This is a genomic window from Corynebacterium sp. CCUG 65737 (genome assembly GCF_024454115.1).
In the GTDB taxonomy this organism is placed as follows: domain Bacteria; phylum Actinomycetota; class Actinomycetes; order Mycobacteriales; family Mycobacteriaceae; genus Corynebacterium; species Corynebacterium genitalium.
The window spans coordinates 144,547-156,872 of record NZ_JAGPZB010000004.1 but is presented as its reverse complement, the minus strand read 5'-3'; the positions used below and the strand labels follow the sequence as shown (position 1 = coordinate 156,872).

12 protein-coding genes are annotated in these 12,326 nt (G+C 62.8%); 1 reads left to right on the top strand and 11 read right to left on the bottom strand.

The features are described 5' to 3' along the window. Positions 1-3 precede the first annotated feature (3 nt). The 8 genes from tatC to pdxS all read right to left on the bottom strand — a co-directional run bounded on the left by tatC (position 4) and on the right by pdxS (position 7,302). On the bottom strand, positions 4-930 hold the full coding sequence (gene tatC / locus KBX17_RS05035) for a twin-arginine translocase subunit TatC (RefSeq protein ID WP_040424446.1): 927 nt from the start codon (positions 928-930) through the stop codon (positions 4-6). A gap of 29 nt (positions 931-959) precedes the next feature. Further along, positions 960-1,235 (bottom strand): Sec-independent protein translocase subunit TatA, encoded by a 276-nt coding sequence (gene tatA, locus KBX17_RS05030; RefSeq protein ID WP_005290161.1) that lies wholly within the window; start codon positions 1,233-1,235, stop codon positions 960-962. A gap of 40 nt (positions 1,236-1,275) precedes the next feature. Next, a complete protein-coding gene (locus KBX17_RS05025; protein ID WP_256018750.1) occupies positions 1,276-2,217 on the bottom strand; it encodes a YafY family protein in 942 nt (313 codons plus the stop codon). After that, complete coding sequence (locus tag KBX17_RS05020) at positions 2,207-3,151, bottom strand: WYL domain-containing protein (RefSeq protein ID WP_256018749.1); 945 nt, start codon at positions 3,149-3,151, stop codon at positions 2,207-2,209. The genes KBX17_RS05025 and KBX17_RS05020 overlap by 11 nt, the downstream gene beginning before the upstream one ends. After that, positions 3,144-4,559 carry a Pup--protein ligase gene (gene pafA, locus KBX17_RS05015; protein WP_256018747.1) on the bottom strand — a complete coding sequence of 472 codons (1,416 nt, stop codon included), beginning with the start codon at positions 4,557-4,559 and terminating at the stop codon, positions 3,144-3,146. Before pafA ends, KBX17_RS05020 begins: the two co-directional genes overlap by 8 nt. Next, a complete protein-coding gene (locus KBX17_RS05010; protein WP_370687257.1) occupies positions 4,559-4,744 on the bottom strand; it encodes a ubiquitin-like protein Pup in 186 nt (61 codons plus the stop codon). Before KBX17_RS05010 ends, pafA begins: the two co-directional genes overlap by 1 nt. 20 nt (positions 4,745-4,764) lie before the next feature. Then, positions 4,765-6,264, bottom strand: a complete 1,500-nt coding sequence (gene dop, locus KBX17_RS05005; RefSeq protein ID WP_256018746.1) for a depupylase/deamidase Dop — start codon at positions 6,262-6,264, stop codon at positions 4,765-4,767. Between the two features lie 147 nt (positions 6,265-6,411). Then, the gene (pdxS, locus tag KBX17_RS05000) at positions 6,412-7,302 is read right to left on the bottom strand and encodes a pyridoxal 5'-phosphate synthase lyase subunit PdxS (RefSeq protein WP_005290152.1); all 891 of its coding nucleotides are present in this window, start codon (positions 7,300-7,302) and stop codon (positions 6,412-6,414) included. Positions 7,303-7,381: 79 nt separating this feature from the next. Between pdxS and KBX17_RS04995 the strand changes: the two genes are divergently transcribed. Continuing rightward, positions 7,382-8,770: a PLP-dependent aminotransferase family protein gene (locus KBX17_RS04995; protein ID WP_256018744.1), complete on the top strand. Its 1,389-nt coding sequence runs from the start codon at positions 7,382-7,384 to the stop codon at positions 8,768-8,770. A 17-nt stretch (positions 8,771-8,787) separates the two neighbouring features. Here KBX17_RS04995 and arc read toward each other — a convergent pair whose 3' ends face one another. From arc to KBX17_RS04980, 3 genes are read right to left on the bottom strand one after another with little or no spacing between them, the layout of a single operon-like run. Further along, the gene (arc, locus tag KBX17_RS04990) at positions 8,788-10,281 is read right to left on the bottom strand and encodes a proteasome ATPase (protein ID WP_256018742.1); all 1,494 of its coding nucleotides are present in this window, start codon (positions 10,279-10,281) and stop codon (positions 8,788-8,790) included. Positions 10,282-10,290: 9 nt separating this feature from the next. Further along, positions 10,291-11,124, bottom strand: coding sequence for a tRNA (adenine-N1)-methyltransferase (locus tag KBX17_RS04985; RefSeq protein ID WP_256018741.1), 834 nt, complete (start codon positions 11,122-11,124; stop codon positions 10,291-10,293). A gap of 11 nt (positions 11,125-11,135) precedes the next feature. Next, positions 11,136-12,305: a M18 family aminopeptidase gene (locus tag KBX17_RS04980; RefSeq protein WP_256018739.1), complete on the bottom strand. Its 1,170-nt coding sequence runs from the start codon at positions 12,303-12,305 to the stop codon at positions 11,136-11,138. Positions 12,306-12,326: the final 21 nt, after the last annotated feature.

Below are 12,326 nucleotides of genomic sequence, written 5' to 3'. Positions count from 1 at the left end.
ACCCTAGAGCACGTCGTCGAAATAGCCCGGTTTGTTGAAGTCGTCTACGGGTCGAGGGGCAGGTGATGCCACCGGAGTCGGAGTACTTACGGGAGCGGCAGCGCTAATGGGCTCGGCAGGAGCGATGGGGCCGGAAGCTTCGTCGTCACGCATATCGCCCCAGTCCCCGGTCTTCTTCTTGCGGCGCTTGTCGTTGATGCGGCAGAACTGGAACGCCATTTCCACGAGGAAGCACAGCGACAGGGCGAGCACGATCATGGAGAACGGATCCTGGCCGGGCGTCATGAACGCCGCGAAAATGAACAGGGCCACGATGATGATCCTGCGCTTGTCTTTCACCTGCTCGTACTCGAGCAGCCCGGCAAGGTTGAGCATGATGATGATCAGGGGCACCTCGAAGCTCACGCCGAAGATGATGATCAGTGCGAGGACGAAGTTGTAGTACTCGCCACCGGACAGGGCGCTGACCTGGTACTCACTACCGATCGACATGAGCACGTAGAGGCCCTGGTCGACGATGAAGTACGCGAGAACTGCGCCGGCGACAAAGAGCGTCACAGCGAAGGTGACAAACGACATCGTCCAGCGCCGCTCATTCTTGTGCAGGCCCGGAGTGATGAACGCCCAGATCTGCTGCAGCCACACCGGAGACGACAGCACCAGACCCGCGAGGAAACCCACCTTGAGACGCAACATGAACATCTCGAACGGCGAAGTAGCGATGAGACGGCACGAACCGTCAGAGGTCAGATCCGCCCGCAAGTGCTCCGGCAGAGAGCAATAGGGACGGCGAATGATCTCGCCCAGCGGCATCGTCGGCCCCGGAGCCCACTGGTACCAAATGAAACCGATGATGGTTCCAACAACGATGGCGATGAGCGACACGACTACGCGTCGGCGCAGTTCCTGCAGGTGCTCCGTGAGGGTCATCGTGCCCTCGGAGTTCTTGCGGGACACGGCTAGTTAGCGGGGCGCTGCTGGTTCTCCGGCTGGTCCCAGAAGCCCTGCTGCGAGTTGGGGGGCTGAGTCGACTCGGCGCCCGAGGTCAGCTCACGCTGAGGGTTCGCGACAGACTCCTTTGCAGCCTTGTCGTTGTTCATCTCGTTGACCTCGGACTTGAAGATGCGCGCAGAACGGCCCACAGAGCGAGCCAAGTCCGGAAGCTTTCCAGCTCCGAAAAGCAGGAGGATGATGAAGACGATCAGGAGGATTTCCATCAGGCCAAGGTTTGGCATGGGAGTTCCTTTCATTCAAGGGCTTAAAGCGCGTGTGGCTCTAAGCATAACGCTCAAGGGCCGCAGAACTGCGACCGGCGACCTCTTCGGCAATATGAGTCGGCTCCACAACGCTCACTCGGTCGGCCTGGCTGAGGCAGAAACGAACCATCCAGTCGTCGCTGCCGTAGGGCATGGAGGCCTCGACCCACTCACCTTCGGTGAGCGCCGTGGGCTCAGTCTCGTGCAACTCGATCTGCCAGTAGTCTGCCAGCCACGTCGCGTCACTGCGGATGCGCAGTGTGGCGACGTTCTCCTGCTCGAACCCGAAGGGGTTTGCCGCGTCGTAGTCGCGGTGGGCAGACGGGGCGGCGGGGGCGTCGAGAAGCGATGCGTCCTGGATACGGTCCAAGCGGAAGGTCTTCGGTGAGCCGTCCTCGAACGCCGACAGGTAGGTCGCACCGTCGCGGTGGAACATGCCCACCGGGGACACCGTGCGCGTGCGCGTCGTGTCGGAAGTGGCCGAGTAGTAGGTGATCTCCAGCATGCAGCGCTGCGTCAGTGCCTGGGACACTACGCGTGCCGGTCCGGGAGTCTCCGCATGGTCGGAGTCGGGAACACCGGCATCGTGCATGACGTCCCGGAGTTTCTGCGCGGCGGACGCCACCGCGGTTTGATCCACGAGACCCGGCATGGTTTCCAACGATTCCAGGGTGAGCAAGAGGGCATTCGCTTCCGTAGGCGTGAGACGCAGCGGCGCGTTCAACCCTTGATCTTCGATGAGCGTGATGCCAGTCCAATCTGCGGAAAGGTCGATCATCTCGCCCGGTCCTTTACCCACGCCCGACATCTGCAGCCGCTTCAGGTCCTCCATGACCTCGGTGTGCGGGTACCCCAGGTTCCGCGCGATCTCCATCGGCGTCGCATCCGGGTGTTGGTGCAGGTACGGGATCAAGTTCAGCGCGCGGACGAGTTGGCCGAGCTTTTCCGGGCTATCTTTCATTCTGCGCCTCCTGAGTCGCGCTCAATAGCTTGATGACGTCCTCGCGCACATCCCCCGGCAACTTCACCACCGCATGCGGAGCGAAGCTGGCGGTAGTGCGCACCAGCCAGTCACGCTCCACGTCGACGAGACGGAAACGGCTATCACCGAGATCTGTAGCTTTCGCGACGAGCTCCCCCGCCGTTCCGGGGTCAACGCGCACCACCGCTTCTTTCACCGTGGGGCCGCGTAGGGAATCCTCAACGATCTGCTGGACCGGGCGGTCTGGCAGGTGGAAATCCCCTGCGGGCACGTCACGCACTTTTCGGACATCGCTGACGCGCACCGCCCGGAAACTGCGTTCAGCTTCGCGTTCCACGTCGTAGCCGACGACGTAGGCGCGGTTGTTCAGCGCGATGAGCCCCCACGGGTCCATCGTGCGCGTTTGCGGCGGCGCTGTCGGAGAGGGCTGGTAGGTGAAGCGCATCCGGGTGCGGGAACGCACGCACGCGGTCACGGCCGCGACGACATCAGTGTCGAGCCGGGAAATGTCGTTGTCCAGCGCGCTAATCGGAGCATCGTCAAATGCCCGCGTTGCACCGCCCGCTGCGATCTTGGTCCACCCGGAGCGCGCGAACGCGCCCAAGCTTCCCGACGTCCCCAAGTCCCCCGCCAGCCCCAGCACGTAGGCTTCTTCCTCGGTGAAGCTGATCGGCGGAAGTTCGTAGGAGTCTTTGTTCACCCATACCAGCCCGTTCTCACTGCGCGCGGGAACGCCAGCCCGGCGCAGTGATTGGACATCGCGCTTGAGGATGCGCGCCATGGCGGTATCGGTCTTGTCTTCGTAGCCGTCAACATGCGTGCGGATCCACTCGATATCACGCGGCTTATTCGACCCCAGCAATGCGAACGTGAGGTTGGTCAGCCGTTGGATCACTCGCGCATCGTTAGCCACGGATTCCCCCTTGTGCGTTGCCAAGCACCTCGCGGTTGTCGTGCATGTACGCCACGAGCTTATCGACGCCTACGTCCTCCGTCGCGAACGGATCCTGCACATCCACCGTCTGCGGCTCTGGGCGGTCAACCTTCATGTGCACCCAGTCGACGGTGTAGTGGGCGCCCAGCTCACGGGCCGTATCGAGGAACTGTGCGCGCAGAGCGGCGCGCGTTGTTTCCGGCGCGGTAGCCGCAGCCGCGGCGATTGCCTCGTCGGTGGTCCACCGCTGGACTAATCCTTTATTTTGCAGGTGGTAGAACAGCCCGCGGCGCGGGCTAATGTCGTGGTACGCCAAGTCGATCTGAGCGAGCTTCGGGTGATTCCAGTCCCCGCCCAAGCGGTCGCGATAGCGCTCAAGCAAGTTGCGTTTGATCACCCAATCGATCTCGCCAGAGACTGGCTCGAAGTTCTGCGTCTCGATGGCCGTGAGTGTCCTGCCCCACAGCTCCACGACCTTCTCCAACTCAGCATTCGGCGTGCCCTCGTCCTGGCGCTGGGCGAGCCAGCCCTTCGCGGCCTCGAGGACGGCCTGCTGGACCTCGAGCGCGGTCACTGTGGTGTCGCCTTTGAGCGCGAGTTCTGTCTGGCCGGTCGGGTCGAGCGCGATCTGTTTGATGTGCTTGATCGGCTCGGCCACGTCGAAAGCCGGAATGTCCCAATCCGCTTCGAGCATCTCGATGACCAACTGCGTCGAGCCGATCTTGAGAGCAAACGAGGGCTCCGCCATGTTGGAGTCACCAACGATGACATGCATGCGGCGGAACCGGCTCGAATCCCCATGGGGTTCGTCGCGGGTGTTGATGATCGGGCGTGTCCTCGTAGTGGCTGACGAGACTCCCTCCCACACCTGATCGGCGCGCTGCGAGATGACGAAACGGCCGTTCTTGATCATGCCCGCACCGCACAGCAGTTGCCGGGTGATCAGAAACGGCAGGAGACGTTTCCCGAAGTTCTTCAGCGACAGCTCGCGGCTGATCAGGTAGTTCTCGTGCGTACCGTAGGAGTTACCTGCAGAGTCAACGTTGTTCTTGAACAGGTACACGTCGCCGCCGATGCCTTCAGCCGCGAGGGTCTTTTCCGTCTGAGCGGCGAGATCGTTGAACAGTACTTCACCCGCTTTGTCGTGGTTGAGCAACTGGGTGAGCGAATCGCACTCCGCTGTCGCGTACTCCGGGTGCGCACCGACATCGAGATACAGACGGGCCGCGTTGGCGGTGAAGATGTTCGTGCTCTTGTACTGGGCCACGACTGGCTTGAACAAGTACCGCGCGATCTCCTCCGGCCCTAAAACCGCCTTGCCGTCACGGATGGCGGTCAGGCCGAATTCAGTCTCCACGCCCATGATGCGGCGCGGATACACCGTCATTACTGGCCGCCCTTTTGCACGTAGGAACGGACGAACTCCTCGGCGTTGTTATCCAGCAGAGAGTCGATTTCGTCGAGCAGGTCGTCGGTGCCTGCGGTGTTGACATTGACCTGGCCGGCCTCCTGGCCGGTACCCTCCTCGTCGGACCCGCCGCCGGAGTAGGTGTTCATCTGTTCTTGAGCCATAGCTCTACCCTACTTAGCGCTTATGGGTTCTCGTTGAAAGCGGCGACAATCTCCTCCACGGATGCCGCACGGTCCAGCAACTCACCGACATCATCGCGCGTGAATCCGTCCACTGCGTGGATGGAGACAGTCCGCGGGCCAGCGTTGGTGTTGAACTGGATGGTCTGCCAACTCGAGGAGAGGACGTCTTCGCCGAATTCCTTCGCGATCCTGCCGCGGAAGTACGCCCGGGAACTCTCCGGTGGTGTAGTAGCGGCCCGGGCGATGTCCTCGTTGTTGACCAACGTCTTCATCCGTCCAGCTCGAACCAGCGCGTGGTAGAGCGACTTGTCCGGATCGATGTCGGCGTATTGAAGGTCCACGGCCTTGAGCTTGGCGTTGCCGATGTCGATTCCGCGGTCCAGGTAGCCCTTGATCAACGCCCACTTCGCTGTCCAGTCGAGACGGTCCGCGGTAGACAGTGGATCGCGATCAAGATCGTCCAGGATCTCTCCCCATAGAGCCACGACCTGTTTATCCACATCCGTCGCGGGCGTGACGCGTGCAAGGTAGTCGCGCTGAATCGCCAATGCTGTGAGCGCACGGCCATCCTTGAGCCCGAGCTGGTGCGTCAGGCTCAGATCACGGGACACCCGCTTGAGTTCCTCAACCGGTTCCTTGAGCTGGAGGTCCGAGAAGTCGACGCCTTCTTCGATGGCGTCGAGGACGAGCTTCGTCGTGCCCAATTTGAGCAGGTTGGCGTACTGCGACATGTTGGCATCGCCGATGATGACATGGAGCCGGCCGAACTGGGTTGCGTCCGCATGCGGCTCGTCGCGGGTGTTGATGATGCCGCGGTTGAGTGTCGTCTCCAGCGAGACCTCTTGGAAGAAGTAGTCGGCCCGCTGGGAGATCTGGAATCCGTCCTGCTCCCCCGCTTCCCCCAGTCCCATTCGGCCCGCGCCCGCGAAGACTTGGCGGGTCACAAAGAACGGGATCAAACCCTCAGTGATCGCCTCGAATGGGGTCTGCCGCGAGTATTGGTAGTTTTCGTGGGCACCGAACGATGCGCCTTTGCCGTCGACATTGTTCTTGTACAGCTTCAGCGGCGGGCAGGGGTCGTGGCCGCCCAGCACTGAGACGCCATCTTCCCACAGCTCTGCGATCCGGGCGGCGGCGTCGTTGAGAACGTGGTCACCGGCAGCGTCGTAAAGCATGGCGCTGAAGGCGTCCGGCACCTCGGGCGATGAGTACTCGGGGTGCGCGTGGTCGACGTAGAAGCGCGCACCGTTCTCCGTGACCACATTGGCCACACCGATCGCGTTAGGGTCGACGATGGGAACTGTTTGGTAGCGCTTCAGATCGAACCCGCGGGAATCCTTCAGCGGGTGCTCGTCCTGATAATCCCAGCGCGCACGGGCGGCGGTGTGCATCGCCGCATACGCCACCACCGCGTGCGTCGAGCTCACAATCGGGCTCAAGCTCGGGCTATCCGGCGTGAGAATGCCGTACTCAGTTTCGGTTCCCATGAAACGCGTCATGGTGCACCAGTCTAAAGGGGCGTACGTAGCGGGTGAGAGCCCCGGTCCTACATTTTCAGTATCGCCTTTCGCGGCCCCGCAGCTGCGTTTCCGCAGTTCGCCAGTTGGCTAAACGCCTGAAAGGCGATACTAAAGATCTATTGCTGGCTACCAACCGCGCTCGGCAAGACGGTGCGGAGCCGGCAGGTCAGACACATTAATGCCGACCATGGCCTCGCCGAGACCCCGGGAGGCCTCGGTGACAGCGGCGATGTCGTTCCAGTTCTGGGTAGCTTTCACCACAGCAGCTGCACGGGCCTCCGGGTTGCCGGACTTGAAGATGCCGGAGCCGACGAAGACACCGTCGGCACCCAGTTCCATCATCAGGGCCGCATCGGCCGGCGTGGATACGCCACCGGCGACGAAGAGTGGTACCGGCAGTGCGCCGTGCTCGGCCACGTAGGCAACCAGTTCGTAGGGCGCCTGCAGTTCCTTGGCGGCAACGTAGAGCTCATCGCGGTTGCCGTTCCACAGTGCTTGCAGGCCAGCGATCTCACTCTTGATAGTGCGCAGGTGCTTGGTGGCCTCGGATACATCACCGGTGCCGGCCTCGCCCTTCGAACGAATCATTGCTGCACCCTCGTTCACGCGGCGCAGTGCCTCGCCCAGGTTGGTCGCACCGCAGACAAACGGCACGTCGAAACCGCGCTTATCGATGTGGTTGACGTAGTCGGCCGGGCTGAGCACCTCAGACTCGTCGACGTAGTGAACACCGAGGTGCTCGAGAATCTTCGCCTCCACCGAGTGGCCAATACGAGCTTTGGCCATCACGGGAATGTCGACGGCACCGAGAATGCCTTCGATAAGGTCCGGGTCGGACATGCGGGCAACACCGCCCTGAGCGCGAATGTCGGCGGGCACGCGCTCGAGCGCCATCACGGCGATAGCACCGGCGTTCTCGGCGATCTTCGCCTGCTCGGGCGTGACCACATCCATGATCACTCCGCCCTTGAAGGACTCGGTCAACTCAGCTTTAGAGAGGTTCGTGGAAAACGTCATAGCACTAGTCTTGCCCTCCCACTGGTAGATTCCTAGTGCCAGTTTGATTTAGATTCTTTGGACCAGTCACCTTCGAGCAATGCTTATCGACGTCTCCCGCGACCTCCCCACTCCACTCCCCGCGCAAGTCGCAACCGCCATCAGGACGGCTATCACTGAAGGAGAACTGCAGCCCGGGGATGAGGTGCCGTCGACACGCGAGCTTGCGCGACTGGCCGGGATCTCACGCGGTAGCGTCGTCACGGCGTACGACCAGCTCATCAGCGAAGGGTACTTGCTGGCCTCGCAGGGTTCACCGACGCGCGTGCATCCCGATCTGCCGGCGGGTGCACCTAGTGGCATCGATGCACCACCTTTTCGGCCAAAAGTTGAGCAACCGCGAAAGCTCATTTCTTTGAAGCCGTCGTCCGGGCACGCCGGAGCAGTTCGCCCCGCCGCATGGCGCCAAGCGTGGCGGGAGGCAGCAGCTGAACCGTCCATCGTGGTCGATTCTGCAGGACAACCCGAGCTCCGCAGGGCGATCGCAGAGCACCTCCGTCTGGCCCGCGGACTGGCGGTGACCGAGGACCGAATCGTAGTCACCGGCGGGTCACGCGAAGGCCTCATGCTGATTCTGCTCACTCTCGCCAGGCGGCAGCATCATCTCCGGGTGGGGGTCGAGGACCCTGGCCACCCAGGCCTCCGCCGCGTCATTCCGACCACCGGGCACGACGCGGTCCCATGCGCTGTCGACGAGTACGGCGTGAACGTCCAACTCTTGCCCGACAAATTGGATGCTCTTCTGGTCACTCCCGCTTTCCAGTACCCACTCGGCGCATCGATGCCTGCTGCCCGCCGGTCCGAACTGCTCGCGTGGGCGCATGAGAAGGGTACAGCTCTCATCGAGGATGACTTCAATGCTGAGCTGCGCTACCGCCTTGCCCCGCAACCTCCGCTGGCCGCCCTCAATCACCAGGCCGATGTGTTCACGCTGGGTACCTTCTCGACGTTGCTGAGCCGCAACCTTTCTGCCGGGTACGTGGTCACTCCCCCAGCATTCTCCGAAGAAGTGCAGCAGACGCGGAAGGTCCTCGGTATGCCAGTATCCGCGGTCACGCAGCTGGCCGTCGCGCATCTGCTTCAGAACGGGCATGTTCGCCGGAACACGAAAGCCGTCCGTAACCGTTTGGCACGCCGGCGGGCAATCATCCACACTGATCTCGTTCCGGCGCTCGAGGCCAACGGTGCACACGTCAACGAAATGGCCGAGTCGAACGGAGTGGATCTCACACTGAGCTTCGACTCACCTGCCCGCCGGGACCAGTTCAATAGAAAGCTTCAGTCACATGGCATTGAGTGCGGCCGCCTCGAGTCGCTGTGGTCGAGCCGAGATGGGCACACGGAAGGATTGATCATGAGCTTCGCGCACCTCAGTGACCACGACTTCGACATTGTCCTACGGACCCTTGCTAGCAGTTCGGCTCTTTGAAGCACGACCCCGAACGCCTACAGCACCTCAGCAGCCACGACTCGTTTGCCGGTGCGGCCCGAAATGCGCGCCCATTCGTCCGGGTTGGACACGTTTGGCATGTCCTCGCTCTCGTCCTGCTCTGCACGAACTGCGGTGCGCACGTGCTCGACGGAAACTCCCGAACCCGCGCCCGAAATTTCATCCTTAATAGCCAGCTTCTTCGCACGGTCGACGACGTTGGCGATCATCGCGCCGGAGACGAAGTCGGAGTAGTGGAGGGTTTCGGTGGTGCCGTCGACAAGCGTGAGCTGGACGAAAGGACGCGGGGCAAAGAGCTTATCGACGCCCGCGTTCACCAGATCTTCCACCTCCTCCGCGTGCGGAACATCGTCGGTGATGTAGCGGGCGAAGATCTCGCGGGCCTCCTCGCGTGAGGGACGGTCGACACGGATTTTGATGTCTAGGCGGCCGGGCCGCAGAATCGCCGGGTCGATGAGTTCTTCCCGGTTGGTGGCGCCGATGACGATGACGTTGGCGATGTCTTCCACACCGTCGATCTCCGTAAGCAACTGGGGGACGACGGTCGTTTCCATGTCGGAGGACACACCGGAGCCGCGGGTCCGGAAGATCGACTCCATCTCGTCGAAGAAGACGATGACGGGCCGTCCTTCGCCGGCGAGTTCGCGGGCGCGCTCGAAGATGAGGCGGATGCGGCGCTCTGTTTCGCCGACGTACTTATTCAGCAGCTCGGGGCCCTTGACGTTGAGGAAGTGCGCCGCTCCCCCGTCACCGATGCGAGTGGACAGCGAGTTCGCGACCGCTTTGGCGATCAGTGTCTTTCCACAACCGGGCGGGCCGTAGAGCAGCAGCCCCTTCGGCGGTTTCAAGTTATAGGCCTTGTACAGCTCCGGGTGCGTGAACGGCAGCTCGACAGAATCCCGGATCGTCTCGATCTGGTTCCGCAGGCCGCCGATGTCGGCGTAGGTGACGTCGGGAATCTCTTCGAGGGATAGCTGGTTGACCTCAGTTTTGGGGATGCGTTCGAAGGCGTAGCCCGCTTTTGCGTCGATAAGCACGGTGTCGCCTGCGCGGGCCTTGGCGCGAACATTCTCGGCAAGGTGGACGACCTGCTCCGCGCCCTGCATGTCAGCGACGATGGCGCGGTCAAACCCGATTTTCTCCGACAGGGTTGCCAGCTGACCGGCCTTAGGGAAACCGGCCGCCTCCACGACAATCGACCCTTCGCCGAGGCGCACAAGTCCACCCGGAGTGAGCGTGCCCGGCTCAATATTCGGCGAGACCTTCAAACGCATCCGTCGGCCGGATGTGAACACTTCAGCTTCTTGTCCGCGGCGCGCTGGGGCGAGGTAGATGCCGTACGTCGACGCCGGTTCGGACAGCGCCTCGACCTGCGCGGAAAGGTCCTTGAGCTTGTCGCGGGAGACCTTCAACATCTCCGCGAGCTGCTTATTGCGCGCGGAGAGAGCTTGGTTCTGCTGTTTCAGCTCGCGGAGGTCGGCACCGTTCATGGCTCCAGCTTATCTGCGGGCCCGACGCTGCGGACGCGGGGGCGTGACACCGTCGGCGAGCTTGCGGGTCCACACCAAAAACGCTGTGTGCGCGTTCATGCGGTGCTCCGGGCGGGTGGCCAGGCCCTCGACTTTCCATTCGCGCAGGAGGGTCTCCCAGGAGCGCGGTTCGGTGAAGCACTTCGCTTCGCGGATCCCCTCAACGATGTTCATCAGCTGCGGCACTGTGGCCACGTACGTCATGAACACCCCGCCCGGGATGAGAATGTCCTTCACCGTATCGATGAAGTGCCACGGCTCCACCATGTCCAAAATGACGCGGTCGACGGGACCACCGAGGTCTTCTTGGGTCACCTCGCCGAAATCGCCCAGGCGCGGGGTCCACCAGGACGGGCGCTGCCCGAAGTAATCGTCGACGTTGTCCTCGGCAAAAGCCAAGTGATCATCACGAATCTCGTAAGAGAACACGTGACCTTCCGGGCCGACAGCGCGCAGCAGGGACATCGTCAGCGCACCGGAGCCAGCACCAGCCTCCAGCACGCGGGCACCCATGAAAATGTCGCCCTCGACGAGGATCTGGCCGGCGTCCTTCGGGTAGATAACCGCCGCGCCGCGGGGCATCGACAGGACATGGTCCACGAGCAGGTGGCGGAAGCACAGATAGTCGGCACCGTTGGAGGACTTCACCACAGAGCCTTCGTCGGCGCCGATGATGTCGTCGTGGGAGATGCCGCCCTTGTGCGTGTGGTACGTCGCGCCGGGGACGAGCTCAATGGTGAAGTGGCGGCGCTTCGCGTCGGTCAGCTGCACCTTGTCGCCGGGGCGGAATGGGCCTGAATACATGGGAGTCCTTTCTAGCAGTCGCCACGCAGGAAGGCGGACAGCGCATCCTCGAACCAGGCCTGGTCCTGCACGCCGACCAACTCGCGGGCAGAGTGCATCGATAGCAGCGGCACGCCTACGTCAACAGTGGGGATGCCTAGGCGCGTCGAGGCAATCGGGCCGATCGTCGACCCGCATGGCACCCCGTTGTGCCCGACGAACGTCTGCACCGGCACGTTCGCGTTGCGGCAGGCACGGATCCAGGTCGCTTCCGTTTCCGCGTCCGAGGAGTAGCGCTGGTTCGCGTTGATCTTCAGCACCGGCCCGCGGTTCATCAACGGACGGTGGGTCGGGTCATGCTTGCCCGGATAGTTCGGGTGCACAGCGTGGGCGGCATCAGCCGAGATCATCGTCGACTCGGCGAAGATATCCAGCGGGTCACCCAGATCGCGGGCAACGCGTGTGAGCACCCGCTCGAGCAACGGCCCGCCCGCCCCGGTGGCCGAGGCTGAGCCGACCTCCTCGTGGTTGAATGCGGCGAGGACGAGCACGTCCTTCGCCTCATCCTTCGCGCGCACCATGGCCTGCAGCGACGCGTGCACGCTCGACAGATTGTCCAAACGCCCGGCCGCCATGACATCCCCCATCACCGCCGGGGGCTGAGCATCAGCGGAGCTGAGTTCGTGCGCGATGATCTCCTCCGGCTTCACACCGAGCTGCTCAGCCACGACGTCCATGAACGGCCGGTCCACAGCCATCACCGGCTTCATGTGCACTTGCCTGTCCATTTCCGGCGCGTCACCGCGGTAGAGGTGGATCGCTAGGTTGGGTACTCGCGCGATGGGGCCGGTGGAGACGAGGCGGGTGGAGCCGTCGATAAGCGACACACGCCCGGCGAAAGTGAGCTCGCGGTCGAACCACGACTGCAGAATTGGCCCGCCGTAGACTTCAACGGCGAGCTGGCGGAAGCCCTCGCGCACGAAATCGGGGTCGGGCTTGAGCATCAGCCCCGGCGAGTCGGTGTGCGAGCCGATGATGCGGAAACGCGGGTTCGGGTTCTCCGGGATCCACCATGCGATCACGGCGCCGCCGTGGACGAGGATCTGGTCGTCGGGAAAGCCTGCGGCCACCAGCTCGTCGCGGACGTTCGCGGCGGCATGGAACGCGCTTGGGCTTGCTGCGATGAATTCGGAGAGGTTCATGGCTCCACCTTAGAATGGTGG